Source organism: Pseudomonas fluorescens group sp. PF-69 (assembly GCF_054481235.1).
The window spans coordinates 5,981,811-6,008,172 of the sequence record NZ_JBTMNC010000001.1; the positions used below are offsets into that span (position 1 = coordinate 5,981,811).

The following is a 26,362-nucleotide window of genomic DNA, read 5'->3' on the forward strand; positions in this document are numbered from 1 at the left end:
CCCGACTCAATTGAGCCGGGCGTTTTTTTGCAGCCTGGATTCGCTTACATGTGCGAGATCAGGGCATCGCCGAAGGCCGAAGACGAAAGCAGCGTGGCGCCGTCCATCAGGCGTTCGAAGTCGTAGGTCACGGTTTTGGCGGAAATCGCGCCGTTGGTGCCCTTGATGATCAGGTCAGCCGCTTCGGTCCAGCCCATGTGGCGCAACATCATTTCAGCGGACAGAATCAACGAACCCGGGTTGACCTGGTCCTTGCCGGCGTACTTCGGCGCAGTACCGTGGGTGGCTTCGAACATCGCCACGGTGTCGGACAGGTTGGCGCCTGGCGCGATACCGATACCGCCCACTTCCGCCGCCAGGGCGTCGGAGAGGTAGTCGCCGTTCAGGTTCAGGGTCGCGATGACATCGTACTCGGCCGGGCGCAGCAGGATCTGCTGGAGCATGGCGTCGGCGATGGCATCCTTGACGATGACGTTCTTGCCGGTTTTCGGGTTCTTGAACTGCATCCACGGACCGCCATCGAGCAGGGTCGCGCCGAACTCTTCGGCGGCCACTTCGTAGGCCCACTCCTTGAAGGCACCTTCGGTGAACTTCATGATGTTGCCTTTGTGCACGATGGTCAGCGAATCGCGGTCATTATCGACCACATATTGCAGCGCCTTGCGCGCCAGGCGCTTGGTGCCCTGCAGGGAAACCGGCTTGATGCCGATACCGCAGTTTTCGTCGAAACGGATCTTGGTGACGCCCATTTCTTCTTTAAGGAATTTGATGACTTTGGTGGCCTCGGCCGAACCGGCCTTCCACTCGATACCGGCATAGATGTCTTCGGAGTTCTCGCGGAAGATCGTCATGTCGACGTCGCCAGGCTTCTTGACCGGGCTCGGCACGCCTTCGAACCAGCGCACCGGACGCAGGCAGACATAGAGATCGAGTTGCTGACGCAGCGCCACGTTCAGCGAACGAATGCCACCACCGACCGGGGTCGTCAGCGGACCCTTGATGGAAACCACGTAGTCCTTGACCGCGTCCAGGGTTTCCTGGGGCAGCCAGGTGTCCTGATCGTAAACCTGAGTCGCTTTTTCCCCGGCGTACACTTCCATCCAGGAAATCTTGCGCTCGCCGCCGTAAGCCTTCTTCACGGCAGCATCGACAACCTTGATCATGACGGGGCTGATATCAACCCCAATGCCGTCGCCTTCGATGAAGGGAATGATCGGGTTATTAGGAACATTGAGAGAATGGTCTGCATTGACGGTGATTTTGTCGCCGACGGCTGGAACCTGAATCTTCTTGTAACCCATGCTGAACTCCATTGATTGGATTGAACATCTGGCTTCATTCGAGCGTAACCCAGTTAAATCTGCGCGCAAACCCTATGTTCCATCCACGTGCCGCAAAGCTGCACAACTGGCGGCCTACAAGCCTGAAAGCAAAGGGAAAAGCGCCAAACTACAGCACGACGAATGACTCTACGCCCCACGCGCCCCTGCGACCTTTAGACCAATGGACGACAATCGTCGCGTATGAACCATCGGCAGATTGCCAGCTACCTATGTATAATGCTGCCCGCTGACCACAGAGTCACGACGACTGAACTGCTCCATGATGAGCCTTTCCGCCGCATAAGTCGGTCTGTTACCGCAGCCCGCTTGCTTGTCGCTCTACTGATGCACCCAACATCACAGCAACGAAACCTCGATATTCGGCTCATGGATGACTTTGAACGAACGCGCTTACCCGGCGCCCTCGAGTTTCTGCGCACGCTTTAGCAAAGAAGAGAGAGTTAATCCGAATATGCCCACCCGCTCGAAGATCATCTATACCTTCACCGACGAAGCTCCCGCCCTCGCCACCTATTCACTGTTGCCTATCGTAGAGGCCTTCACCGCCTCGGCTGATATCGCCGTTGAAACCCGCGATATCTCTCTTGCAGGGCGTATCCTGGCCAGCTTCCCCGAGCAATTGGGCGACAAAGCCGTAGCCGACCACCTCGCCGAACTGGGCGCCCTGGCGATTACGCCTGAGGCGAACATCATCAAGCTGCCGAACATCAGCGCCTCGGTTCCGCAACTGCAGGCCGCGATCAAAGAGCTGCAAGCCCAGGGCTACGCCCTGCCGGACTACCCGGAAACCGTGACCACCGAAGCCGACAAAGAAGCCAAGGCCCGTTACGACAAGATCAAGGGCAGCGCCGTGAACCCGGTTCTGCGCGAAGGCAACTCCGATCGTCGCGCTCCGCTGTCGGTCAAGAACTATGCGCGCAAACACCCGCACAAAATGGGCGTCTGGGCTGCCGACTCCAAGTCCCATGTCGCGCACATGAACACCGGCGATTTCTACGGCAGCGAAAAAGCAGCCCTGATCGACGCCGCTGGCGCTGTGAAAATCGAACTGATCGCTCAAGACGGCACCACCACCGTCCTGAAAGAAAAAACCACCGTAGAAGCCGGTGAGATCCTCGATTGCGCGGTCATGAGCAAAAACGCTCTGCGCAGCTTCATCGCCGCCGAGATCGAAGACGCCAAAGCCAAAGGCGTGCTGCTGTCGGTTCACCTGAAAGCCACCATGATGAAGGTTTCCGACCCGATCATGTTCGGCCAGATCGTTGCCGAGTTCTATAAAGACGCACTGGCCAAGCACGCTGACGTGCTGGCACAGATCGGCTTTAACCTGAACAACGGCATCGGCGACCTGTACGCGCGCATCAAGACCCTGCCGGCCGAGCAACAAGCTCAGATCGAAGCCGACATTCAAGCGGTCTACGCTGTTCGCCCACCGCTGGCGATGGTCAACTCCGACAAAGGCATCACCAACCTGCACGTGCCGAGCGACGTCATCGTCGACGCCTCGATGCCAGCCATGATCCGTGACTCCGGCAAAATGTGGGGCGCCGACGGCCAGCTGCACGACACCAAGGCCGTGATCCCGGATCGCTGCTACGCCACCATCTACCAGGCAGTGATCGAAGACTGCAAGGCCAATGGCGCTTTCGATCCAACCACCATGGGCAGCGTGCCGAACGTTGGCCTGATGGCGCAAAAAGCCGAAGAGTACGGCTCCCACGACAAGACGTTCCAGATCAAGACCAACGGTGTTGTCCGTGTGACCGACGCCAAGGGCACCCTGCTGCTGGAACAATCGGTTGAAGCCGGCGATATCTTCCGCATGTGCCAGGCCAAAGACGCGCCGATCCAGGACTGGGTCAAACTGGCCGTCAACCGTGCCCGCGCAAGCAACACACCAGCGATCTTCTGGCTGGACCCGATGCGCGCCCACGACGGTGTAGTGATCGAGAAAGTTCAGGCTTACCTGAAGGATCACGACACGACCGGTCTGGACATCCAGATCATGGCGCCAGTCGACGCGATGAAGTACACCCTCAAGCGCACCCGCGAAGGCAAGGACACCATCTCGGTGACCGGCAACGTTCTGCGCGACTACCTGACCGACCTGTTCCCGATCATGGAACTGGGCACCAGCGCCAAGATGCTGTCGATCGTTCCGCTGATGAAAGGCGGCGGCCTGTTCGAAACCGGCGCTGGCGGTTCCGCACCGAAGCACGTTCAACAGCTGCTGGAAGAAAACTTCCTGCGCTGGGACTCGCTGGGTGAATTCCTGGCACTGGCTGCGTCCCTGGAACACCTGGGCGTGACCTACAACAATCCCAAGGCGCTGGTTCTGGCCAAGACCCTGGACCAGGCCACCGGCCAGTTCCTGGACAACAACAAGTCGCCATCGCGCAAAGTCGGCAACATCGACAACCGCGGCAGCCACTTCTACCTGGCGCTGTACTGGGCTCAAGCCCTGGCTGCCCAGACCGAAGACAAGGCCCTGCAAGCGCAGTTCGCGCCCCTGGCCAAAACCCTGACCGAGAACGAAGCAACCATCGTTGCCGAGCTCAATGCCGTTCAGGGCAAACCAGTGGACATCGGCGGTTACTACCACGCCAATGCCGAACTGATCAGCAAGGCCATGCGTCCGAGCGCCACGTTCAACGCGGCGATTGCTGCGCTGGTTTAAGGCTGCAAGGAACATCACAAACCCCGGCCCTGTGCCGTAATGCTGTTCACTTAAGCATTTGAGTCAAAGCCGGGCTTCCTAGAAAATCCGATGCCAGACCTCTGGCATCGGATTTTTTATGTCTGTTCAACAGGACTTGCTCGACCTCGGCGACCTTTTCAACTTCTGTGACTTGAGCACTTTCACTCAAAATATTCCCATCGAGTGGGTCGCGTCTGCGCTGGATTTGTCCAGCCAGGCCACTATCCGGCGGCGTCGCTTGCCTGCCGACCAAGTGCTCTGGCTGGTGCTCGGAATGGCATTGTTTCGCGACGAACCTGTTCATGAAGTCGCCCGGCGTTTGAACATCTGCGCCCAAGGTCTGGCTTCTGACCATCTGTTGGCCCGTAGCGGTGTGACCGAGGCCCGCAAGCGGCTTGGGGCCGACCCGGTTGAGTGGTTGTTTCGCAAAACTGGCACTCAATGGGGCGCGCAGCGCTATCCCGATGATGCCTGGCAGGACTTGCAAGTATTTGCGGTCGATGGTGCGCTTCTGCGCACGCCGGATACACCTGAGTTGCGAGACCATTTCGGTTCTGGAAACACCTCGACCGACCGCCAGACTCCCTTTCCCATGCTGCGCCTGGTGGCGCTGATGAATGTGCGTTCGCACCTGATCCTGGATGCACAACTTAGCCCTTACCGACGCAGCGAAATGCGTCTGGCCGATGAGTTTTTGCAGAAGATTCCCGACCACTCCGTGACGCTGTTCGATAAGGGATTCTGGAGCGCCGATCTCATGCTCAGCCTGAGCGGCGACGGCAATCACCGCCATTGGCTAATTCCGGCAAAAAAGGGATTGGTTTGCGAGGAGGTAGCTCGTTACAACCACAACGATCGTTTGGTGCGTATGAAAGTGTCGCCGCAAGCCAGAAAGCGAAATCCGACTCTTCCTACACACTGGGAGGCGCGTGAAGTCAGTTATGAAATTCAAGGCAAAGTAAAAACAGTCATGACATCGTTGCCGGCCAAGACCTACAGCACAAAGGCCGTTGCCGCGTTGTATCAAGAACGCTGGGAAATCGAATTGGGCTTCAGGGATATCAAAAGCTCAATGCAGCAGAACGCAGTGACCTTGCGCAGCAAAAAAGTCGACCTGATCTACCAGGAAGTATGGGGGCTGTTGCTGGCTTACAACGTGATTCGCCGGGAGGCGAGTCAGGCAGCAGTGGCGTTTGGCCGAGCACCGTCGGACATCCGATTCAAGCCGGCTTGCCAGTACATCGCCGTGCAGTTGATCGTGATGGCTGCGGCCAATCCCGTTTCGGCGACGGGTAGACGGTTAGCAGAACTAAGAAAAGGCGTTGCCGGGCTGTTTCTGGATCACCGCCCAAGGCCTTCAAGGCCAAGGACGGTGAAAATTTCAAAAACCCGATTTCCGGTGGACCGTAAGGCTGCTCCGCTTAAGTGAACAGCATTAGGCCCTGTGCCGGGGTTTGTGTTTTTGGGATTTATGGTCGAATCAAAACCCTGTGGGAGCTGGTCTGCCAGCTCCCACAGGGATAGTGTTTCACCTTTTGAAAATTGAGGGCATTTCATGGACTGGCAACCCCACATCACCGTCGCCACCATCGTCGAAGACAACGGCCGCTTCCTGATGGTCGAGGAACTCAAGCACGGACGCGTGGTGCTCAACCAGCCCGCCGGCCACCTCGACCCGAACGAAACCCTGACCGAGGCCGCCGTGCGCGAAACCCTCGAGGAAACCGGCTGGGACGTCGAGCCGACCGGCGTGCTGGGCATTTATCTCTATACCGCTCCCAGCAACGGTGTGACCTACCAACGGGTCTGCTTCATCGCCAAGCCACTCAAACACCACCCGGACTACCAGCTGGACGACGGCATCGTCGGCGCCAAGTGGTTGACCCGCGACGAATTAATCGAGCAGAGGGACAGCTGGCGCAGCGAGCTGATTATCCGCTGTATCGACGACTATCTGGACGGCAAACAGTTCGGTCTCGAATTGATCCGCCCTTCTCTTTAGCCTTGCGGGCTCCAGCCTGTTAGAATCGCGTCCTTTTTCAAGACACTCATTGAATCCCTATGCGTGATCCAGCCCCTTCTGACACACAAAAGAAGCGCGTCATTGTCGGCATGTCCGGCGGCGTGGACTCTTCCGTTTCCGCCCTCCTGCTGATCGAGCAGGGTTATGAGGTGGAAGGCCTGTTCATGAAGAACTGGGAAGAAGACGATGGAACGGAATACTGCACCGCCATGGATGACCTGGCGGATGCCCAGGCTGTGTGCGACAAGATCGGAATCAAGCTGCACACCGCCAACTTCGCCGCCGAGTACTGGGACAACGTCTTCGAGCACTTCCTGGCCGAATACAAGGCCGGCCGCACGCCGAACCCGGATATCCTGTGCAACCGCGAAATCAAGTTCAAGGCGTTCCTCGACTACGCCATGATGCTGGGCGCCGACCTGATCGCCACCGGCCACTACGTGCGCCGCCGTGACATCGACGGTCGCACCGAATTGCTCAAGGGCCTGGACGCGAACAAGGACCAGAGCTATTTCCTGCACGCCGTCGGCGGCGAACAGATCGCCAAGACCCTGTTCCCGGTCGGCGAGCTGGAAAAGCCGGAAGTACGCGCGATTGCCGAGAAATACGAACTGGCGACCGCGAAGAAAAAGGACTCCACCGGGATCTGCTTTATCGGCGAACGTCGCTTCAGCGACTTCCTCAAGCAGTACCTGCCGGCACAACCGGGCGAGATCAAGACCACCGAAGGTGAAGTCATCGGCCGCCACCATGGCCTGATGTATCACACCATCGGCCAGCGCCAGGGCCTGGGCATCGGCGGCTTGAAAGACGCCGGCGACGAGCCGTGGTACGTGCTGGTCAAGGACCTGGAACATAACGAACTGATCGTCGGCCAGGGCAATGACCACCCGTGGCTGTTCTCCCGCGCCCTGCTCGCTTCGGACATCTACTGGGTCAATCCGATCGACCTGAGCGAGCCGCGCAGACTGACCGCCAAGGTCCGCTATCGCCAGAGCGACCAGCCCTGCACCCTGGAAAAAACCGCCACCGGTTACCGCGCCACGTTTGACGACCCGCAACGCGCGGTCACTCCAGGCCAGTCCGTGGTGTTCTATGACGGTGAAATCTGCCTGGGTGGCGGAGTGATCGAAGTGGCGGAACCCTGGACCAGCAAGAGCACCGGCAAAGGGAAGCCCCAATGAGCCCGACCCAGGAGCAACTGACGGCACTGGGCGGCGTGTTTCTCGCCGCCGTGCTGGTCGATAAAATTGCCAAGACCGGCCAGACCAACGAGGCTGGCCTGACCTGCATGCTGGGTAGCCTGCTGATCCGCGACCCCAAGGACACCCTGGAAGTCTACGGCGGCGACGATATCAATCTGCGCGAAGGCTATCGCGCCTTGATCGGCGCCCTCGAACGCGATCCGAGCGCCCTGCAGCGCGAACCGCTGCGCTACGCGCTGGCCATGCTCGGCCTTGAGCGCCAACTGGCCAAGCGCAGCGACATGCTGGACATCATCGGCAAACGTCTGCCCCAGATTCAGTCCCAGGTCGAACACTTCGGCCCGGCCCATGAAAACGTGATCGCCGCGTGTGGCGCGCTGTACCAGGACACCCTGAGCACCTTGCGCCAACGCATCCAGGTCCACGGCGACATGCGCAACCTGCAGCAACCGAGTAACGCGTCGAAAATTCGCGCGCTATTGCTGGCCGGCATTCGCTCTGCACGCCTGTGGCGGCAGCTGGGCGGCCATCGCTGGCAGTTGGTGATCAGCCGGCGCAAATTGCTGAAAGAGCTTTATCCCTTGATGCGCGCCAGCTGAGGCGCATCCGCAACACCCTTTTGTAGTCAGTAACGCGTAATACGCTGGTCAGTTGGCAACGGACCGGCGGATTTTTTCATGTATGATACGCGCCCCATTTCGTTGCCCGACTGTCCGAGAACACCCCATGCAGCTCTCTTCGCTCACTGCGGTTTCCCCTGTTGACGGCCGCTACGCCGGCAAAACCCAGGCCCTGCGCCCAATTTTCAGCGAGTACGGCCTGATCCGTGCCCGCGTTCTGGTTGAAGTACGCTGGCTCCAGCGTCTGGCCGCTCACCCTGCCATCAGCGAAGTGCCGGCGTTCTCCGCCGAAGCCAACGCGGTGTTGAACACCCTGGCGGAAAACTTCTCTCTGGAGCACGCCGAGCGCGTCAAAGAGATCGAGCGCACCACCAACCACGACGTAAAAGCCATCGAATACCTGCTCAAAGAGCAAGCGGCCAAGCTGCCGGAACTGGCCAAGGTCAGCGAGTTCATCCACTTTGCCTGCACCAGCGAGGACATCAACAACCTGTCCCACGCCCTGATGCTGCGCGAAGGCCGCGATGACGTGATGCTGCCGCTGATGCGCCAGACCGCCAACGCCATCCGCGAACTGGCCATCCGTTTCGCTGACGTGCCAATGCTGTCGCGCACCCACGGTCAACCGGCTTCGCCGACCACCCTGGGCAAAGAGCTGGCGAACGTGGTTTACCGCCTGGAGCGTCAAATCGCTCAAGTCGCTGCCGTTCCGCTGCTGGGCAAGATCAACGGCGCCGTCGGCAACTACAACGCACACCTGTCGGCCTACCCTGAGATCGACTGGGAAGCCAACGCCCGCGCCTTCATCGAAGACGAGCTGGGCCTGGGCTTCAACCCGTACACCACGCAAATCGAGCCGCACGACTACATCGCCGAGCTGTTCGATGCGATTGCCCGCTTCAACACCATCCTGATCGACTTCGACCGCGACATCTGGGGCTACATCTCCCTGGGCTACTTCAAGCAGCGCACCATCGCAGGCGAAATCGGTTCGTCGACCATGCCGCACAAGGTCAACCCGATCGACTTCGAAAACTCCGAAGGCAACCTGGGCATCGCCAACGCACTGTTCCAGCACCTGGCGAGCAAACTGCCAATCTCCCGCTGGCAGCGCGACCTGACCGACTCCACCGTCCTGCGTAACCTCGGCGTCGGCTTTGCCCACAGCGTGATCGCGTACGAAGCAAGCCTCAAAGGCATCAGCAAGCTGGAGCTCAACGAGCAGAAAATCGCCGCCGACCTGGACGCGTGCTGGGAAGTCCTGGCCGAGCCCATCCAGACCGTGATGCGCCGCTACAACATCGAAAACCCGTACGAGAAGCTGAAAGAATTGACCCGCGGCAAGGGCATCAGCCCTGAAGCGTTGCAGACTTTCATCGACGGCCTGGACATGCCAGCCGCCGCCAAGGCCGAACTGAAATTGCTTACCCCGGCAAACTACATCGGTAACGCTGCAGAGCAAGCCAGACGCATCTGATCGACCGCTTGACCCTTTTAAGACGCCCGGCCGCGCCGGGCGTTTTTATTCCCGTATGAAAAGTGCATTTTTTCAATAGGTTACACATGAATCCTGACATTCCTCTTCAACTTTTGGGCGGCATCACGGCACGGGAGTTCCTGCGCGACTACTGGCAGAAAAAGCCGCTGTTGATCCGTCAGGCCATCCCGGACTTCGAAAGCCCGCTCGATGCCGACGAATTGGCCGGCCTGGCGCTGGAAGAAGAAGTCGAATCGCGCCTGATCATCGAGCATGGCGAGCGCCCTTGGGAACTGCGTCGCGGCCCGTTTGCCGAGGACGAATTCAGCAAACTGCCGGAACGTGAGTGGACCCTGCTGGTGCAAGCCGTGGACCAGTTCGTACCGGAAGTCGGCGAACTGCTGGAGCACTTCCGCTTCCTGCCGAGCTGGCGCATCGACGACGTAATGATCAGCTACGCGGCACCAGGTGGCAGCGTCGGCCCGCATTTCGACAACTACGACGTGTTCCTGCTGCAAGGCCACGGCAAGCGCAACTGGAAGATCGGCCAGATGTGCGACTCCGAAAGCCCGCTGCTGCAGCACGCGGACTTGCGCATCCTCGCCGAATTCGAAGCGACCGATGAGTGGGTGCTGGAACCGGGTGACATGCTCTACCTGCCACCGCGCCTGGCCCACTGCGGCGTCGCGGTCGATGACTGCCTGACTTACTCCGTCGGCTTCCGCGCACCGAGCGCTGCTGAAGTGCTGACCCACTTCACTGACTTCCTCAGCCAGTTCCTGCCTGACGAAGAGCGTTACACCGACGCCGACGCCCTGCCTGCGGTCGATCCGCACCAGATCCAGCACGACGCCCTCGACCGCCTGAAAGGCCTGCTGGCCGAACACATGAGCGACGAACGCCTGCTGCTGACCTGGTTCGGCCAGTTCATGACCGAGCCACGCTATCCGGAACTGGTCGTCGGCCCGGAAGACGTCGAAGAGGAAGACGTCCTCAGCGCACTCGAACAGGGCGCCGTACTGATCCGCAACCCAAGCGCACGCCTGGCCTGGTCGGAAGTTGATGATGACTTGCTGCTGTTCGCCAGCGGCCAGAGCCGTTATCTGCCGGGCAAATTGCGCGAGCTGCTGAAGATGATCTGCGCCGCCGATGCACTGCACAGCGACAACCTCGACCAATGGCTGAGCGACGAAGATGGCCGCAGCCTGCTGTGCGAGCTGGTCAAGCAAGGTAGCCTGGGGTTTGCCGATGAATAAGATTCACGTACGTGTCGCAGACTGGCAAAAGGACAACGCCGAGATCCGGCGCATTCGTGAGACGGTGTTCGTCGCCGAGCAATGCGTTCCACCTGAACTTGAGTGGGATGCCGACGACGCGACTGCCGTGCACTTCCTGGCATTCGAAGGCGACTTTCCAATCGGTACCGCCCGCCTGCTGCCTGACGGTCACGTTGGCCGAGTGTCGGTACTCAAGGATTGGCGCGGCCTGAAAGTCGGCGATGCGTTGATGCAAGCGGTCATCGGCGAAGCCGAAAAGCGCGGGCTAAAACAGCAGATGCTCAGCGCCCAGGTCCAAGCCACGGCGTTCTATGAGCGCCTGGGCTTCAGCATGGTCAGTGAGGAGTTCCTGGAAGCAGGGATTCCGCATGTCGATATGGTTCGCCATTCGGCTTGATACCTGTGGTGAAGGAGCTTGCTCCCTCACCACAAAAGCAACACGCAAACACCACAAAACGCCTCGCCATTTTCGGATGCCGGGGCGTTTTGCTGTCTACGATTCAACTTGCCCCATTACGGGCCGACAAAGTGGCACTATCAAGCCTTTGATTGCGGAGATAACGGATATGTCCCTACGCACCCTGCTCACCACGCTGTTGGTGACCTGCAGTTTTTCGGTCATGGCAGCCACCGAAATCGTGCCATTGAACTACCACACCAGCGCCGACATGTTGCCGGTCGCACAGGATTTCATCGGCAAGGACGGCCAGGTCAGCGCTTACGGGAATCAGCTTATAGTCAACGCTGATCAGCGCAAGATCGACGAACTTAAAGCCCTTCTTTCCCAGCTCGACACGGCGCCAAAACGCCTGCTGATCACGGTCGATACCAGTGACAACAACACCCAGGGCGACCAGGGATATTCGGTGAACGGCGCCAAGCCCAACCAGACCCGCATCATCAGTTACAACACCGCCAGCCGTAATGGTGGCATTCAGCAAGTCCAGGCCAGCGAAGGCACGCCAGCACTGATCCAGGTCGGCCAGAGCGTACCGCTCACCACCAGCCAGACCGATTCCTACGGCGACCTGCGCAGCCAGACCGAATACCGCAACGTCACTCAGGGGTTCTATGTCACCGCCAGCGTCACCGGTGACATCGTTCACCTGTCGATCAGCACCAACCATGACCGCATGAGTCAGGAACGTCCCGATGTAGTGAACGTACAAAGTACCGACACAACCGTCACCGGACACTTGGGCGAATGGATCCTGCTGGCTGGCGTGAACAGCCAGACACAGGCCGACAAACAGGGCCATACCCGCAGCTACTCGACTCAAGGCCGGGATGACATGACGCTACGGGTGAAAGTCGATACTTTGGACTAAGTCACCGAAAACTGACTGGCAAGTCGTATTAGACCAAAGATGTAGTGCTTGAAAAAAAGCACTACAAAGTGTTTGACGAGCCAAAAAACCGAAGGCATGATGGCCTCGCTCCCGCTAATCAGAGGCCCCGGCAAGGGCCTTCGAGTCGCCGCTTGCAACTTACCCCACGCAAGCCGATTCGTGTCTGTACCGCCCACAAGGTGTGTTTGACGAGGTTGTCGACTGGAACGAAGTTGTCCCGAGGGACGGAAGCGTAATTAGGTAACCCGGCACCACACTGATGTTCGCACCAAGGCCCACGACGCCCGAATGCGCCCGCAGTCCGCCCGTACCTGCTCACTTCCCCTCGAGCCCATCGTTCATCCCGTCGCCTCCCCCGCCGAACCCGACTTGACCGCTTAAGCTTCTGGTCAGCGAGCAGCCTCTTACGCCAATTTCAGGATGCGTACGTGGCAGGAGCAGGAATTTTCCACCCCAAGACCTATGCGACGAGGTTTATCTCCATGGCACTGACACGCGAACAGCAAATTGCAGCCCTCGAAAAAGACTGGGCTGAAAACCCGCGCTGGAAAGGCGTGACACGCACTTACTCCGCTGCTGACGTCGTCCGCCTGCGTGGCTCGGTTCAACCTGAGCACACTTTTGCAAAAATGGGCGCCGAAAAGCTGTGGAACCTGGTTACCCAAGGTGCCAAGCCAGCCTTCCGTCCTGAGAAAGATTTCGTCAACTGCATGGGCGCCCTGACCGGCGGCCAGGCTGTGCAACAAGTCAAGGCCGGCATCCAGGCGATCTACCTGTCGGGCTGGCAAGTAGCTGCGGACAACAACTCCGCCGAATCGATGTACCCGGACCAGTCGCTGTACCCGGTGGATTCGGTTCCAACCGTGGTCAAGCGCATCAACAACTCGTTCCGTCGTGCTGACCAGATCCAGTGGAAAGCCGGCAAGAACCCGGGCGACGAAGGTTACATCGACTACTTCGCGCCAATCGTGGCTGACGCTGAAGCCGGTTTCGGCGGCGTACTGAACGCCTACGAGCTGATGAAGAGCATGATCGAAGCAGGCGCCGCCGGCGTTCACTTCGAAGACCAGCTGGCTTCGGTGAAGAAGTGCGGCCACATGGGCGGCAAGGTACTGGTACCGACCCAGGAAGCCGTACAGAAGCTGATCGCTGCTCGCCTGGCCGCTGACGTTGCCGGTACTCCGACCATCATCCTGGCCCGTACCGACGCTAACGCTGCTGACCTGCTGACTTCCGATTGCGATCCGTACGACCAGCCATTCGTCACTGGCGAACGTACACAGGAAGGCTTCTACAAAGTGCGCGCCGGTCTCGACCAGGCTATCGCTCGCGGCCTGGCCTACGCGCCGTACGCCGACCTGATCTGGTGCGAAACCGCCAAGCCTGATCTGGAAGAAGCTCGTCGCTTCGCCGAAGCGATCAAGAAGGAATACCCGGACCAGCTGCTGTCGTACAACTGCTCGCCTTCCTTCAACTGGAAGAAAAACCTGGACGACGCGACCATCGCCAAGTTCCAGCGTGAACTGTCCGCCATGGGCTACAAGCACCAGTTCATCACCCTGGCCGGCATTCACAACATGTGGCACAGCATGTTCAACCTGGCGCACGACTACGCCCGCAACGACATGACTGCCTACGTGAAACTGCAGGAGCAGGAATTCGCCGACGCCGCCAAGGGTTACACCTTCGTGGCTCACCAGCAGGAAGTGGGCACCGGCTACTTCGACGACATGACCACCGTGATCCAGGGTGGCTCGTCTTCGGTAACCGCGCTGACCGGTTCGACCGAAGAAGAACAGTTCCACTGATCTGCTTCACCTGAAATGACAGCCGCTGCGGACCGGATAGAAAGCTAACCGCAGCGCTGCACATCTGACGCCCCGACTGGTTCGGGGCGTTTTTTTGCCTGCGTTTCAATGAACGCCCCCTTCTGTAGGAGCGAGCCTGCTCGCGATGACCCCGAGGGCGCCGCAGGGTGTCAGGCCCCCGGCGTCATCGCTGACCACCATCGCGAGCAAGCTCGCTCCTACAGGGGCTGGTGGCGATCTGGAAAAATACTGATCCAGAGCGGCATCAACATCGGAAAAATCCGCTAAAAAGATCACCGCCGCTACTTCAAGTAACGCGCATATAAGACAACTTAACGAACACTGACCCGTTAAACAGATTCAAAACCAACGCAAATAATATTGATTATCATTCAGATGAAACTATGTTCGTTACAATCCCTACAAAACATAATTGACGAAATGCCACCTAATGCCCGTAACGCAAGGGCCACAGCGCTTTTGCCACTCGCTATGTCCTTATTTCGGTAAATAATTTCGCTATAGGAATTTTACTTGCCGAGTGTTTAGCCATAAAATCAGCGCGATTGATTGCTGCGACATATCGTCACTGCGTTGTTTCTTTTCAAGCTCAGAGACCTTTGCTCTCTGTTAAGGATTACCAGCATGCCCGAAGCGACAGGACTCATGGCCCACAACTGGGGCTTTGCCATTTTCCTTCTGGGCGTAGTCGGCCTCTGTGCCTTCATGCTCGGCGTCTCCAGCCTCCTCGGGTCAAAAGCCTGGGGCCGCAGCAAAAACGAACCGTTCGAGTCCGGCATGCTACCCACAGGTGGCGCCCGCTTGCGGCTCTCTGCCAAATTCTATCTGGTCGCGATGCTCTTCGTGATCTTCGATATCGAAGCCCTCTTTCTCTTTGCATGGTCTGTGTCCGTCCGCGAAAGCGGCTGGACCGGATTCGTCGAAGCTCTCGTTTTCATAGCAATTCTGTTGGCAGGTCTTGTCTACCTATTCCGAGTGGGCGCCCTTGACTGGGCTCCGGAAGCTCGGCGCAAGCGGCAAGCGAAGCTGAAACAATGAGGCTTTGGCAATGCAATACAATCTCACCAGGATCGACCCCGATGCTCCTAACGAGCAGTATCCGATTGGCGAACGGGAAACCGTTTCCGATCCGTTAGAAGATCAAGTCCACAAAAACATTTTCATGGGCAAGCTCGAAGACGTGCTTAACGGCACGATCAACTGGGGTCGCAAGAACTCCCTGTGGCCGTATAACTTCGGCCTTTCGTGCTGCTACGTGGAAATGACCACCGCCTTCACGGCGCCCCACGACATCGCGCGCTTTGGCGCCGAGGTTATCCGGGCATCACCGCGTCAGGCGGATTTCATGGTTATCGCCGGTACCTGCTTCATCAAGATGGCGCCGATCATTCAGCGCCTGTACGAGCAAATGCTCGAACCTAAATGGGTCATCTCCATGGGTTCGTGCGCCAACTCCGGTGGCATGTACGACATCTACTCTGTCGTTCAAGGGGTGGACAAGTTCCTGCCCGTGGACGTCTACGTGCCTGGCTGCCCGCCCCGCCCTGAAGCTTTCCTGCAAGGCTTGATGCTGTTGCAGGAGTCGATTGGCCAGGAGCGTCGCCCACTTTCCTGGGTCGTTGGCGATCAAGGCGTTTACCGCGCCGAGATGCCTTCCGAGAAGGAAAAGCGCCGCGAACAGCGTATTCAGGTAACCAACCTGCGCAGCCCCGACGAAGTCTGATCCAGATCTGCTGTTTCAAAGAAACGAGAAGCTGGCTTCATTCTTTACGTTGACCGAAAGCGATAAAAAAATCATGACTACAGGCAGTGCTCTGTACATCCCGCCTTATAAGGCAGACGACCAGGATGTGGTCGTCGAACTGAACAACCGTTTTGGCCCCGAGGCGTTCACCGCCCAGCCTACCCGCACCGGCATGCCGGTGCTTTGGGTTGCCCGTGCCAAACTCGTCGAAGTCCTGACTTTCCTGCGCAACCTGCCCAAGCCGTACGTCATGCTCTATGACCTGCACGGCGTGGACGAGCGTCTGCGCACCAAGCGTCAAGGGCTGCCGAGCGGCGCCGACTTCTCTGTGTTCTATCACTTGATGTCGATCGAACGTAACAGCGACGTCATGATCAAGGTTGCCCTCTCCGAGAGCGACCTCAGCCTGCCGACCGTCACCAGCATCTGGCCGAACGCCAACTGGTACGAGCGTGAAGTCTGGGACATGTACGGCATCGACTTCAAAGGCCACCCTCACCTGTCGCGCATCATGATGCCGCCGACCTGGGAAGGTCACCCGCTGCGCAAGGACTTCCCTGCGCGCGCCACCGAATTCGATCCGTACAGCCTGACCCTGGCCAAGCAACAGCTCGAGGAAGAAGCCGCGCGCTTCAAGCCTGAAGACTGGGGCATGAAGCGTTCCGGCCCGAACGAGGACTACATGTTCCTCAACCTCGGCCCGAACCACCCTTCGGCGCACGGTGCGTTCCGCATCATCCTGCAGCTGGACGGCGAAGAGATCGTCGACTGCGTACCGGACATCGGTTACCACCACCGTGGCGCCGAGAAGATGGCCGAGCGTCAGTCCTGGCACAGCTTCATTCCGTACACCGACCGTATCGACTACCTCGGCGGCGTGATGAACAACCTGCCGTACGTGCTCTCGGTCGAGAAGCTGGCCGGCATCAAGGTGCCCGAGAAGGTCGACGTCATCCGCATCATGATGGCCGAGTTCTTCCGGATCACCAGCCACCTGCTGTTCCTGGGTACCTACATCCAGGACGTCGGCGCCATGACCCCGGTGTTCTTCACCTTCACCGACCGCCAGAAGGCGTACACGGTGATCGAAGCCATTACCGGTTTCCGTCTGCACCCGGCCTGGTACCGCATCGGTGGCGTCGCCCACGACCTGCCGCGCGGCTGGGAAAAACTGGTCAAGGATTTCGTCGAATGGATGCCAAAGCGCCTGGACGAATACCAGAAAGCCGCCCTCGACAACAGCATCCTGCGTGGCCGTACCATCGGCGTCGCGGCCTACAACACCAAGGAAGCCCTGGAATGGGGTGTCACCGGTGCCGGCCTGCGTTCGACCGGTTGCGACTTCGACCTGCGCAAGGCGCGTCCATATTCGGGCTATGAGAACTTCGAATTCGAAGTGCCGCTGGCCGCCAACGGCGATGCCTATGACCGCTGCATCGTGCGCGTCGAGGAGATGCGCCAGAGCATCAAGATCATCGACCAGTGCCTGCGCAACATGCCGCAAGGCCCGTACAAGGCGGATCACCCGCTGACCACGCCGCCACCGAAAGAGCGCACCCTGCAGCACATCGAGACCCTGATCACGCACTTCCTGCAAGTTTCGTGGGGCCCGGTGATGCCGGCCAACGAATCCTTCCAGATGATCGAAGCGACCAAGGGCATCAACAGTTATTACCTGACGAGCGATGGCGGCACCATGAGCTACCGCACCCGGATTCGCACCCCAAGCTTCCCGCACCTGCAGCAGATCCCTTCGGTGATCAAAGGCAGCATGGTCGCGGACTTGATCGCGTACCTGGGTAGTATCGATTTCGTTATGGCCGACGTGGACCGCTAAGCATGAACAGCACGCTTATCCAGACAGACCGTTTCGCCCTGAGCGAAACCGAGCGCTCGGCCATCGAGCACGAGCTGCATCACTACGAAGACCCGCGCGCGGCGTCGATCGAAGCCCTGAAGATCGTCCAGAAGGAACGTGGCTGGGTGCCGGACGGCGCCCTGTACGCCATCGGCGAGATCCTCGGCATTCCGGCCAGCGACGTTGAAGGCGTGGCGACGTTCTACAGCCAGATCTTCCGTCAACCGGTTGGCCGCCACATCATTCGCGTCTGCGACAGCATGGTCTGCTACATCGGCGGCCACGAGTCCGTGGTCAGCGAAATCCAGAGCAAGCTCGGCATCGGCCTGGGTCAAACCACCGCCGACGGTCGTTTCACCCTGCTGCCGGTCTGCTGCCTCGGCAACTGCGACAAGGCACCGGCGTTGATGATCGACGACGACACGTTCGGTGATGTGCAGCCAGCAGGCGTTGCCAAATTGCTCGAGGGCTACGTATGACCCTGACTTCCTTCGGTCCGGCCAACCGCATCAAGCGTTCGGCCGAGACTCACCCGCTCACCTGGCGTCTGCGTGACGACGGCGAAGCCGTCTGGCTCGACGAGTACCAGGCCAAGAACGGTTACGCCGCTGCCCGCAAGGCCTTCGCCGACATGGCCCAGGACGACATCGTCCAGACCGTGAAGGACTCCGGCCTCAAGGGTCGTGGCGGTGCAGGCTTCCCCACTGGCGTGAAGTGGGGCCTGATGCCAAAAGACGAATCCATCAACATCCGCTACCTGCTGTGCAACGCGGATGAAATGGAACCCAACACCTGGAAAGACCGCATGCTGATGGAGCAACTGCCCCATCTGCTGATCGAAGGCATGCTGATCAGTGCCCGCGCACTGAAAACCTACCGTGGCTACATCTTCCTGCGCGGCGAATACACCACCGCCGCCAAGCACCTCAACCGTGCAGTGGAAGAAGCCAAGGCCGCGGGCCTGCTGGGCAAGAACATCCTCGGCAGCGGCTTCGACTTCGAGCTGTTCGTCCACACCGGCGCCGGGCGTTACATCTGCGGTGAAGAAACCGCACTGATCAACTCCCTCGAAGGCCGCCGCGCCAACCCGCGCTCCAAGCCGCCCTTCCCCGCCGCCGTTGGCGTCTGGGGCAAGCCGACCTGCGTGAACAACGTCGAGACCCTGTGCAACGTGCCGGCGATCATTGCCGACGGCGTGGACTGGTACAAGTCGTTGGCCCGCGAAGGCAGCGAAGACATGGGCACCAAGCTCATGGGCTTCTCCGGCAAGGTCAAGAACCCAGGCCTGTGGGAACTGCCATTCGGCGTAACCGCTCGCGAACTGTTCGAAGACTACGCCGGTGGCATGCGCGACGGTTACAAGCTCAAGTGCTGGCAGCCTGGCGGCGCCGGTACCGGTTTCCTGTTGCCTGAGCACCTGGACGCACAAATGTACGCCGGCGGCATCGCCAAGGTGGGCACCCGTATGGGTACCGGCCTGGCCATGGCGGTCGACGACAGCGTCAACATGGTGTCCCTGCTGCGCAACATGGAGCAGTTCTTCGCTCGCGAATCCTGTGGTTTCTGCACCCCTTGCCGCGATGGCTTGCCATGGAGCGTCAAGCTCCTGATGGCCATCGAGAACGGTCAGGGTCAGCCAGGCGACATCGAGACCCTGCTGGGTCTGGTCGGTTTCCTCGGCCCGGGCAAGACCTTCTGTGCTCACGCACCGGGCGCCGTGGAGCCGTTGGGCAGCGCAATCAAATACTTCCGTCCAGAGTTCGAAGCCGGCATCGCGCCCACCAGCGCCGCCGTCCCGCCTCTGGCAAGGCCGATCGTAGTCGGCGCGTAAATGCTTAAAAAGGCGAAGGGTCCGTGCCCTTCGTCTTTCGTTCGATGACGCCTTTCAAGGGCTGTTTGGATTCGGACGAACAACAAGATTCCATTAGCCACGCCCGCTGACACCGGGCCAACGAAGAACTTTGAACCATGGCCACTATCCACGTAGACGGCAAAGAGCTCGAAGTCGATGGGGCAGACAACCTGTTACAGGCATGTCTGTCGCTAGGCCTCGATATCCCTTATTTCTGCTGGCACCCTGCCCTGGGCAGCGTTGGCGCTTGCCGCCAGTGCGCGGTCAAGCAGTACACCGACGAGAACGACACCCGTGGTCGTATCGTCATGTCCTGCATGACCCCTGCCACCGACAACACCTGGATCTCCATCGAAGATGAAGAATCCAAGGCTTTCCGCGCCAGTGTTGTCGAATGGCTGATGACCAACCACCCTCACGACTGCCCGGTCTGTGAAGAAGGCGGTCACTGCCACCTGCAAGACATGACGGTAATGACCGGCCACAACGAGCGCCGTTACCGCTTCACCAAGCGTACCCACCAGAACCAGCAACTGGGCCCGTTCATTTCCCACGAAATGAACCGCTGCATCGCTTGCTATCGCTGCGTGCGCTTCTACAAGGACTACGCCGGCGGCACCGACCTCGGCGTGTTCGGCGCCCACGACAACGTGTACTTCGGTCGCGTTGAAGACGGCACCCTGGAAAGCGAATTCTCCGGCAACCTCACCGAGGTCTGCCCGACCGGTGTGTTCACCGACAAGACTCACTCCGAGCGCTACAACCGCAAGTGGGACATGCAGTTCTCGCCGAGCATCTGCCATGGCTGCTCCAGCGGTTGCAACATCTCCCCGGGCGAACGCTACGGCGAATTGCGCCGTATCGAAAACCGTTTCAACGGCTCGGTAAACCAGTACTTCCTGTGCGACCGTGGCCGTTTCGGCTATGGCTACGTCAACCGCGAAGACCGTCCGCGTCAGCCACTGCTGGCCAACGGCACCAAGCTGGGTCTGGACGAGGCGCTGGATAAAGCCGCCGACCTGCTGCGCGGCCGCAACATCGTCGGTATCGGTTCGCCCCGCGCCAGCCTCGAAAGCAACTACGCGTTGCTCGAACTGGTCGGTGCCGAGCACTTCTACTCCGGTATCGAAGCCTCCGAACTGGAGCGCATCCGCCTGGTCCTGCAAGTGCTGAAAGACAGCCCGCTGCCTGTACCGAACATGCGCGACATCGAAGACCACGACGCCGTGTTCGTCCTCGGTGAAGACCTGACCCAGACCGCTGCACGCATGGCCCTGGCCCTGCGCCAATCGGTCAAGGGCAAGGCCGAAGACATGGCCGAAGCCATGCGCGTACAGCCTTGGCTCGACGCCGCGGTGAAGAACATCGGTCAGCACGCGCTGAACCCGCTGTTCATCGCCAGCCTGGCTGAAACCAAGCTCGACGACGTGGCCGAAGAGTGCGTTCACGCCGCGCCGGACGACCTGGCCCGCATCGGTTTCGCCGTGGCTCACGCCCTCGATGCCAGCGCTCCTGCCGTTGAGGGCCTGGACGCCGAAGCCCTCGAGCTGGCCAAGCGCATCGCCGACGCCCTGCTCGCCGCCAAGCGCCCACTGATCATCGCCGGTACGTCCCTGGGCTCCAAAGCCTTGATCGAAGCCGCCGCGAACATCGCCAAGGCCCTGAAGCTGCGCGAGAAGAACGGTTCCATCAGCCTGATCGTGCCAGAGGCCAACAGCCTCGGCCTGGCCATGCTCGGTGGCGAATCGGTCGATGCAGCCCTGCAAGCGGTGATCGACGGAAAGGCCGACGCCATCGTCGTGCTGGAAAACGATCTGTACACCCGTACCGACAAAGCCAAGGTCGATGCCGCCCTGACCGCCGCGAAAGTGGTGATCGTGGCGGACCATCAGAAGACCGCCACCAGCGATCGCGCGCACCTGGTCCTGCCGGCTGCCAGCTTCGCTGAGGGCGACGGTACCCTGGTCAGCCAGGAAGGCCGTGCCCAGCGCTTCTTCCAGGTTTTCGACCCGCAATACATGGACGCCAGCATCCTGGTTCACGAAGGCTGGCGCTGGCTGCATGCCCTGCGTTCGACCCTGCTGAACCAGCCGATCGACTGGACGCAGCTGGACCACGTCACCGCTGCGGTCGCCTCGAGCACTCCACAACTGTCGGCCATCGTCGACGCGGCACCGTCCGCCGCGTTCCGCATCAAGGGCCTGAAACTGGCGCGCGAACCGCTGCGTTACTCCGGTCGTACCGCCATGCGTGCCGACATCAGCGTGCACGAGCCCCGCACGCCGCAGGACAAGGACACCGCGTTCGCCTTCTCGATGGAAGGTTACTCGGGTTCAGTCGAACCCCGTCAGCAAGTGCCATTCGCCTGGTCTCCGGGCTGGAACTCGCCGCAAGCCTGGAACAAGTTCCAGGACGAAGTCGGTGGTCACATCCGCGCTGGCGACCCGGGCACCCGCCTGATCGAAAGCACCGGTGATTCGCTGAAGTGGTTCGCCAACGTTCCGCGCGCGTTCAACCCGGCCCAGGGCACCTGGCAGGTTGTGCCGTTCTTCCACTTGTTCGGCAGCGAAGAAACCTCTTCGAAAGCCGCTCCGGTTCAGGAACGCATCCCGGCGGCCTACGTCTCCCTGGCCAAGTCCGAAGCCGACCGTCTGGGTGTCAACGACGGCGCACTGCTGAGCCTGAACGTGGCTGGCCAGACCCTGCGTCTGCCACTGCGCATCAATGAAGAACTGGGCGCCGGCCTGGTGGCATTGCCAGCGGGCATCGCCGGCATTCCGCCAGCGATCTTCGGCAAATCCGTTGACGGTCTGCAGGAGGCAGCTCAATGACCTTGTTCACTCCTGAAGTGATCGACATCATCATCGCGGTCCTCAAGGCCGTGGTGATTCTGCTGGCCGTGGTGGTCTGCGGTGCACTGCTGAGCTGGGTCGAGCGTCGCTTGCTCGCCCTCTGGCAAGACCGTTACGGTCCGAACCGCGTCGGTCCGTTCGGCGCATTCCAGATCGCCGCCGACATGATCAAGATGTTCTTCAAGGAAGACTGGACGCCGCCGTTCGCCGACAAGATGATCTTCACCCTGGCACCGGTCGTGGCCATGAGCGCCCTGCTGATTGCCTTCGCGATCATCCCGGTCACCCCGACCTGGGGCGTGGCGGACCTGAACATCGGCATCCTGTTCTTCTTCGCCATGGCCGGTCTGTCGGTCTACGCGGTGCTGTTCGCCGGTTGGTCGAGCAACAACAAGTTCGCCCTGCTGGGCAGCTTGCGGGCTTCGGCGCAAACCGTGTCGTACGAAGTGTTCATGGGCCTGTCGCTGATGGGCATCGTGATCCAGGTCGGCTCGTTCAACATGCGCGACATCGTTGATTACCAGGCCCAGCACCTGTGGTTCATCATTCCGCAGATCTTCGGTTTCCTGACCTTCTTCATCGCTGGCGTGGCCGTGACTCACCGTCACCCGTTCGACCAGCCGGAAGCGGAACAGGAACTGGCCGACGGTTACCACATTGAATACGCCGGCATGAAATGGGGCATGTTCTTCGTCGGCGAGTACATCGGCATCGTGTTGATTTCGGCACTGCTGGTGACCTTGTTCTTCGGTGGCTGGCACGGTCCGTTCGGCATCCTGCCGCAGATCCCGTTCATCTGGTTCGCGCTGAAAACCGCGTTCTTCATCATGATGTTCATCCTGTTGCGCGCTTCGATTCCGCGCCCACGGTATGACCAAGTGATGGATTTCAGCTGGAAGTTCTGCCTGCCGCTGACCCTCGTCAACATGCTGGTGACCGCTGCGATCGTGTTGCTCAACACGCCCGCCGTCGCGGCTCAGTGAGGATAGAGAATCATGAAGTACATTTTTGACATCGTGCATGGCCTCTACACCCAGCTTCGCAGCCTGGTGATGATTTTCGGCCACGCCTTCCGCAAGCGCGACACGCTGCAGTACCCGGAAGAACCGGTCTACCTGCCGCCGCGCTACCGTGGGCGTATCGTCCTGACCCGCGACCCCGACGGCGAAGAGCGCTGCGTAGCGTGCAACCTGTGCGCCGTGGCTTGCCCGGTCGGTTGCATCTCGCTGCAGAAAGCTGAAACCGAAGACGGTCGCTGGTACCCGGAGTTCTTCCGCATCAACTTCTCGCGCTGCATTTTCTGCGGCCTCTGCGAGGAAGCCTGCCCGACCACCGCGATCCAGCTCACGCCGGATTTCGAAATGGCCGAGTTCAAACGTCAGGACCTGGTTTACGAGAAAGAAGATCTGCTGATCTCCGGCCCCGGCAAAAACCCTGATTACAACTTCTATCGTGTTGCAGGTATGGCGATTGCCGGTAAGCCAAAAGGCTCCGCGCAGAATGAAGCCGAACCGATCAACGTGAAGAGCTTGCTGCCTTAAGGAAGAAAGATGGAATTCGCTTTCTATTTCGCATCGGGTATCGCTGTGGTCTCCACGCTTCGCGTGGTCACCAACACCAACCCCGTGCACGCCCTGCTCTACCTGATCATTTCGCTGATCTCCGTGGCGATGACGTTCTTCGCCCTTGGCGCGCCGTTTGCCGGTGTGCTGGAAGTGATCGCCTACGCTGGCGCCATCATGGTGCTGTTCGTGTTCGTGGTGATGATGCTGAACCTGGGCCCGGCCTCGGTTCAGCAAGAGCGCGTCTGGCTCAAGCCCGGCATATGGGGCGGCCCGGTCGCCCTCGCCGCCTTGCTGCTGGTGGAACTGCTGTATGTGCTGTTCTCCCACCAGAGCGGCCAGGCCATCGGCCACACCACCGTGGACGCCAAGGCCGTGGGCATCAGCCTGTTCGGTCCTTATCTGCTGGTGGTCGAACTCGCCTCGATGCTGCTGCTCGCCGCAGCCGTCACGGCGTTCCACTTGGGCCGCAACGAAGCCAAGGAGCAATGACGATGCCTGCTATCCCCATGGAGCATGGTCTGGCGGTCGCCGGCATCCTGTTCTGCCTCGGTCTGGTCGGCCTGATGGTCCGCCGCAACATCCTTTTCGTGCTGATGAGCCTGGAGGTCATGATGAATGCCTCCGCCCTGGCGTTCATCGTTGCCGGTAGCCGCTGGGCGCAGCCGGATGGACAGATCATGTTCATCCTGGTGATCAGCCTGGCTGCCGCCGAGGCCAGTATCGGCCTGGCGATCCTGCTGCAACTGTATCGCCGCTTCCACACGCTCGATATCGACGCTGCCAGTGAGATGCGCGGATGAACATGATCTTTCTGACTTTCGTATTTCCCCTGATCGGGTTTCTCCTGCTGTCGTTCTCCCGCGGACGCTTCTCGGAAAACCTCTCGGCACTGATCGGCGTCGGCTCCATCGGCCTGTCCGCCGTGGTCGCGGCCTACGTGATCTGGCAATTCAATGTCGCGCCACCCGAGGGTGGTCACTACACCCTGGTGCTGTGGAAGTGGATGGCGGTCGAAGGCTTCAAGCCTGACTTCGCCCTGTACATCGACGGCCTGTCGATCACCATGCTCGGCGTGGTGGTGGGTGTCGGCTTCCTGATCCACCTGTTCGCGTCCTGGTACATGCGCGGTGAAGACGGCTACTCGCGCTTCTTCGCCTACACCAACCTGTTTATCGCCAGCATGCTGTTCCTGGTACTGGGCGATAACCTGTTGTTCCTGTACTTCGGCTGGGAAGGCGTGGGCCTGTGCTCGTACCTGTTGATCGGTTTCTACTACAGCAACCGCAACAACGGTAACGCGGCACTCAAGGCCTTCATCGTGACCCGTATCGGTGACGTGTTCATGGCCATCGGCCTGTTCATCCTGTTCGCTCAACTGGGCACGCTGAACATCCAGGAACTGCTGGTGCTGGCACCACAGAAATTCCAGGCCGGCAACTTCTGGATGGTCCTGGCTACCCTGATGCTGCTGGGTGGCGCTGTCGGTAAATCCGCGCAACTGCCGCTGCAAACCTGGCTGGCGGACGCGATGGCCGGTCCTACTCCGGTTTCGGCACTGATCCACGCCGCGACCATGGTAACCGCCGGTGTCTACCTGATCGCCCGTACTCACGGCCTGTTCACCCTGGCGCCGGAAATCCTGCACCTGGTGGGCATCGTCGGTGGCGTGACCCTGGTGCTTGCAGGTTTCGCCGCACTGGTACAGACCGACATCAAGCGTATCCTCGCCTACTCGACCATGAGCCAGATCGGCTACATGTTCCTGGCCCTGGGCGTTGGCGCCTGGGATGGCGCGATCTTCCACCTGATGACCCACGCCTTCTTCAAGGCCCTGCTGTTCCTTGCCTCCGGTGCGGTGATCGTTGCCTGCCACCACGAGCAGAACATCTTCAAGATGGGTGGCCTGTGGAAGAAACTGCCTCTGGCCTACGCCAGCTTCATCGTTGGCGGCGCGGCCCTGGCGGCCCTGCCACTGGTGACTGCAGGCTTCTACTCCAAGGACGAAATCCTCTGGGAAGCGTTCGCCAGCGGCAACCACGGTCTGCTTTACGCCGGTCTGGTCGGCGCGTTCATGACCTCCCTGTACACCTTCCGCCTGATCTTCATCACGTTCCACGGTGAAGCGAAGACTGAAGCCCACGCCGGTCACGGCATTGCTCACTGGTTGCCGCTGTCGGTGCTGATCGTCCTGTCGACTTTCGTCGGCGCAATGATCGTTCCACCGCTGCACGGCGTGCTGCCGGAAAGCGTCGGCCATGCCGGCGGCGAAGCCAAGCACAGTCTGGAACTCGCTTCGGGCGCCATCGCCCTGGCCGGTATCCTGCTGGCCGCGCTGCTGTTCCTCGGCAAGCGTCGCTTCGTGACTGCCATTGCCAACAGCGGCATCGGCCGTTTCCTGTCGGCCTGGTGGTTCGCGGCCTGGGGCTTCGACTGGATCTACGACAAACTGTTCGTCAAGCCTTACCTGGCGATCAGCCACATCCTGCGCAAAGACCCGCTCGACCAGACCATCGGTCTGATCCCGCGCATGGCCAAAGGCGGCAACACCGCCCTGAGCCGTACCGAGACCGGTCAACTGCGTTGGTATGCCGCCTCGATGGCTGCTGGTGCCGTGCTGGTAATTGGCGCCGTCGTGCTGGTAGCGGTCTGATATGAACCTTGCGAACTTGC

Annotated in this window: 22 protein-coding genes; 21 read left to right on the forward strand and 1 reads right to left on the reverse strand. The window is 60.0% G+C overall.

Annotated features, from left to right (window positions below; genetic code table 11):
• Window positions 1-44: 44 nt before the first annotated feature.
• Window positions 45-1,301, reverse strand: coding sequence for an NADP-dependent isocitrate dehydrogenase (icd, locus tag ACX3YF_RS27945; protein WP_047527687.1), 1,257 nt, complete (start codon window positions 1,299-1,301; stop codon window positions 45-47).
• A gap of 493 nt (window positions 1,302-1,794) precedes the next feature.
• Between icd and ACX3YF_RS27950 the strand changes: the two genes are divergently transcribed.
• From ACX3YF_RS27950 to nuoL, 21 genes are all read left to right on the forward strand, one after another.
• The gene (locus ACX3YF_RS27950; protein ID WP_130211200.1) at window positions 1,795-4,020 is read left to right on the forward strand and encodes an NADP-dependent isocitrate dehydrogenase; all 2,226 of its coding nucleotides are present in this window, start codon (window positions 1,795-1,797) and stop codon (window positions 4,018-4,020) included.
• Between the two features lie 118 nt (window positions 4,021-4,138).
• A complete protein-coding gene (locus ACX3YF_RS27955; protein WP_454838281.1) occupies window positions 4,139-5,470 on the forward strand; it encodes an IS4 family transposase in 1,332 nt (443 codons plus the stop codon).
• Between the two features lie 126 nt (window positions 5,471-5,596).
• The gene (locus ACX3YF_RS27960) at window positions 5,597-6,043 is read left to right on the forward strand and encodes an NUDIX hydrolase (RefSeq protein WP_130207571.1); all 447 of its coding nucleotides are present in this window, start codon (window positions 5,597-5,599) and stop codon (window positions 6,041-6,043) included.
• Between the two features lie 59 nt (window positions 6,044-6,102).
• Window positions 6,103-7,248, forward strand: coding sequence for a tRNA 2-thiouridine(34) synthase MnmA (gene mnmA / locus ACX3YF_RS27965; protein WP_458974669.1), 1,146 nt, complete (start codon window positions 6,103-6,105; stop codon window positions 7,246-7,248).
• The gene (hflD, locus tag ACX3YF_RS27970; protein ID WP_090468415.1) at window positions 7,245-7,868 is read left to right on the forward strand and encodes a high frequency lysogenization protein HflD; all 624 of its coding nucleotides are present in this window, start codon (window positions 7,245-7,247) and stop codon (window positions 7,866-7,868) included. Before mnmA ends, hflD begins: the two co-directional genes overlap by 4 nt.
• 127 nt (window positions 7,869-7,995) lie before the next feature.
• Window positions 7,996-9,366: an adenylosuccinate lyase gene (purB, locus tag ACX3YF_RS27975; RefSeq protein ID WP_103405060.1), complete on the forward strand. Its 1,371-nt coding sequence runs from the start codon at window positions 7,996-7,998 to the stop codon at window positions 9,364-9,366.
• A gap of 86 nt (window positions 9,367-9,452) precedes the next feature.
• Window positions 9,453-10,622, forward strand: a complete 1,170-nt coding sequence (locus tag ACX3YF_RS27980; protein WP_130207575.1) for a ribosomal protein uL16 3-hydroxylase — start codon at window positions 9,453-9,455, stop codon at window positions 10,620-10,622.
• Complete coding sequence (locus ACX3YF_RS27985; RefSeq protein WP_047527672.1) at window positions 10,615-11,040, forward strand: GNAT family N-acetyltransferase; 426 nt, start codon at window positions 10,615-10,617, stop codon at window positions 11,038-11,040. Before ACX3YF_RS27980 ends, ACX3YF_RS27985 begins: the two co-directional genes overlap by 8 nt.
• Before the next feature lie 169 nt (window positions 11,041-11,209).
• Window positions 11,210-11,971 (forward strand): secretin N-terminal domain-containing protein, encoded by a 762-nt coding sequence (locus ACX3YF_RS27990; protein WP_130207577.1) that lies wholly within the window; start codon window positions 11,210-11,212, stop codon window positions 11,969-11,971.
• 503 nt (window positions 11,972-12,474) lie between these two features.
• Window positions 12,475-13,800, forward strand: a complete 1,326-nt coding sequence (gene aceA, locus ACX3YF_RS27995; RefSeq protein ID WP_103405058.1) for an isocitrate lyase — start codon at window positions 12,475-12,477, stop codon at window positions 13,798-13,800.
• A gap of 645 nt (window positions 13,801-14,445) precedes the next feature.
• Window positions 14,446-14,859, forward strand: a complete 414-nt coding sequence (locus tag ACX3YF_RS28000; protein WP_003223812.1) for an NADH-quinone oxidoreductase subunit A — start codon at window positions 14,446-14,448, stop codon at window positions 14,857-14,859.
• 10 nt (window positions 14,860-14,869) lie between these two features.
• Entirely contained in the window at window positions 14,870-15,544 is a 675-nt protein-coding gene (locus tag ACX3YF_RS28005) for a NuoB/complex I 20 kDa subunit family protein (RefSeq protein WP_047527662.1), read from the forward strand.
• Window positions 15,545-15,617: 73 nt separating this feature from the next.
• On the forward strand, window positions 15,618-17,402 hold the full coding sequence (nuoC, locus tag ACX3YF_RS28010) for an NADH-quinone oxidoreductase subunit C/D (RefSeq protein WP_288097440.1): 1,785 nt from the start codon (window positions 15,618-15,620) through the stop codon (window positions 17,400-17,402).
• A gap of 2 nt (window positions 17,403-17,404) precedes the next feature.
• Window positions 17,405-17,902, forward strand: coding sequence for an NADH-quinone oxidoreductase subunit NuoE (gene nuoE, locus ACX3YF_RS28015; protein WP_007970445.1), 498 nt, complete (start codon window positions 17,405-17,407; stop codon window positions 17,900-17,902).
• Window positions 17,899-19,254: an NADH-quinone oxidoreductase subunit NuoF gene (gene nuoF / locus ACX3YF_RS28020; RefSeq protein WP_130207583.1), complete on the forward strand. Its 1,356-nt coding sequence runs from the start codon at window positions 17,899-17,901 to the stop codon at window positions 19,252-19,254. The genes nuoE and nuoF overlap by 4 nt, the downstream gene beginning before the upstream one ends.
• 137 nt (window positions 19,255-19,391) lie before the next feature.
• Complete coding sequence (nuoG, locus tag ACX3YF_RS28025) at window positions 19,392-22,106, forward strand: NADH-quinone oxidoreductase subunit NuoG (RefSeq protein WP_458974670.1); 2,715 nt, start codon at window positions 19,392-19,394, stop codon at window positions 22,104-22,106.
• On the forward strand, window positions 22,103-23,110 hold the full coding sequence (nuoH, locus tag ACX3YF_RS28030; protein ID WP_130207587.1) for an NADH-quinone oxidoreductase subunit NuoH: 1,008 nt from the start codon (window positions 22,103-22,105) through the stop codon (window positions 23,108-23,110). Before nuoG ends, nuoH begins: the two co-directional genes overlap by 4 nt.
• A 12-nt stretch (window positions 23,111-23,122) precedes the next feature.
• Complete coding sequence (gene nuoI / locus ACX3YF_RS28035; protein WP_204149909.1) at window positions 23,123-23,668, forward strand: NADH-quinone oxidoreductase subunit NuoI; 546 nt, start codon at window positions 23,123-23,125, stop codon at window positions 23,666-23,668.
• A 9-nt stretch (window positions 23,669-23,677) separates the two neighbouring features.
• A complete protein-coding gene (nuoJ, locus tag ACX3YF_RS28040) occupies window positions 23,678-24,181 on the forward strand; it encodes an NADH-quinone oxidoreductase subunit J (RefSeq protein WP_047527652.1) in 504 nt (167 codons plus the stop codon).
• Window positions 24,182-24,183: 2 nt separating this feature from the next.
• Window positions 24,184-24,492 carry an NADH-quinone oxidoreductase subunit NuoK gene (gene nuoK, locus ACX3YF_RS28045; RefSeq protein WP_007946416.1) on the forward strand — a complete coding sequence of 103 codons (309 nt, stop codon included), beginning with the start codon at window positions 24,184-24,186 and terminating at the stop codon, window positions 24,490-24,492.
• Window positions 24,489-26,342, forward strand: coding sequence for an NADH-quinone oxidoreductase subunit L (nuoL, locus tag ACX3YF_RS28050; protein ID WP_448646311.1), 1,854 nt, complete (start codon window positions 24,489-24,491; stop codon window positions 26,340-26,342). Before nuoK ends, nuoL begins: the two co-directional genes overlap by 4 nt.
• The last annotated feature ends 20 nt before the right edge of the window (window positions 26,343-26,362 follow it).

What these genes read in the sequence shown, in the direction of transcription:
- purB (WP_103405060.1), top strand. Translation starts at nt 7,996, where the DNA reads ATGCAGCTCTCTTCGCTCACTGCGGTTTCCCCTGTTGACGGCCGCTAC.
- nuoF (WP_130207583.1), top strand. Translation starts at nt 17,899, where the DNA reads ATGACCCTGACTTCCTTCGGTCCGGCCAACCGCATCAAGCGTTCGGCC.
- ACX3YF_RS27955 (WP_454838281.1), top strand. Translation starts at nt 4,139, where the DNA reads ATGTCTGTTCAACAGGACTTGCTCGACCTCGGCGACCTTTTCAACTTC.
- aceA (WP_103405058.1), top strand. Translation starts at nt 12,475, where the DNA reads ATGGCACTGACACGCGAACAGCAAATTGCAGCCCTCGAAAAAGACTGG.
- ACX3YF_RS27990 (WP_130207577.1), top strand. Translation starts at nt 11,210, where the DNA reads ATGTCCCTACGCACCCTGCTCACCACGCTGTTGGTGACCTGCAGTTTT.
- nuoI (WP_204149909.1), top strand. Translation starts at nt 23,123, where the DNA reads ATGAAGTACATTTTTGACATCGTGCATGGCCTCTACACCCAGCTTCGC.
- nuoK (WP_007946416.1), top strand. Translation starts at nt 24,184, where the DNA reads ATGCCTGCTATCCCCATGGAGCATGGTCTGGCGGTCGCCGGCATCCTG.
- nuoG (WP_458974670.1), top strand. Translation starts at nt 19,392, where the DNA reads ATGGCCACTATCCACGTAGACGGCAAAGAGCTCGAAGTCGATGGGGCA.
- nuoH (WP_130207587.1), top strand. Translation starts at nt 22,103, where the DNA reads ATGACCTTGTTCACTCCTGAAGTGATCGACATCATCATCGCGGTCCTC.
- nuoL (WP_448646311.1), top strand. Translation starts at nt 24,489, where the DNA reads ATGAACATGATCTTTCTGACTTTCGTATTTCCCCTGATCGGGTTTCTC.
- ACX3YF_RS27985 (WP_047527672.1), top strand. Translation starts at nt 10,615, where the DNA reads ATGAATAAGATTCACGTACGTGTCGCAGACTGGCAAAAGGACAACGCC.
- nuoJ (WP_047527652.1), top strand. Translation starts at nt 23,678, where the DNA reads ATGGAATTCGCTTTCTATTTCGCATCGGGTATCGCTGTGGTCTCCACG.
- ACX3YF_RS27980 (WP_130207575.1), top strand. Translation starts at nt 9,453, where the DNA reads ATGAATCCTGACATTCCTCTTCAACTTTTGGGCGGCATCACGGCACGG.
- nuoC (WP_288097440.1), top strand. Translation starts at nt 15,618, where the DNA reads ATGACTACAGGCAGTGCTCTGTACATCCCGCCTTATAAGGCAGACGAC.
- nuoE (WP_007970445.1), top strand. Translation starts at nt 17,405, where the DNA reads ATGAACAGCACGCTTATCCAGACAGACCGTTTCGCCCTGAGCGAAACC.
- ACX3YF_RS28000 (WP_003223812.1), top strand. Translation starts at nt 14,446, where the DNA reads ATGCCCGAAGCGACAGGACTCATGGCCCACAACTGGGGCTTTGCCATT.
- ACX3YF_RS27960 (WP_130207571.1), top strand. Translation starts at nt 5,597, where the DNA reads ATGGACTGGCAACCCCACATCACCGTCGCCACCATCGTCGAAGACAAC.
- mnmA (WP_458974669.1), top strand. Translation starts at nt 6,103, where the DNA reads ATGCGTGATCCAGCCCCTTCTGACACACAAAAGAAGCGCGTCATTGTC.
- ACX3YF_RS27950 (WP_130211200.1), top strand. Translation starts at nt 1,795, where the DNA reads ATGCCCACCCGCTCGAAGATCATCTATACCTTCACCGACGAAGCTCCC.
- ACX3YF_RS28005 (WP_047527662.1), top strand. Translation starts at nt 14,870, where the DNA reads ATGCAATACAATCTCACCAGGATCGACCCCGATGCTCCTAACGAGCAG.
- hflD (WP_090468415.1), top strand. Translation starts at nt 7,245, where the DNA reads ATGAGCCCGACCCAGGAGCAACTGACGGCACTGGGCGGCGTGTTTCTC.
- icd (WP_047527687.1), bottom strand. Translation starts at nt 1,301, where the DNA reads ATGGGTTACAAGAAGATTCAGGTTCCAGCCGTCGGCGACAAAATCACC.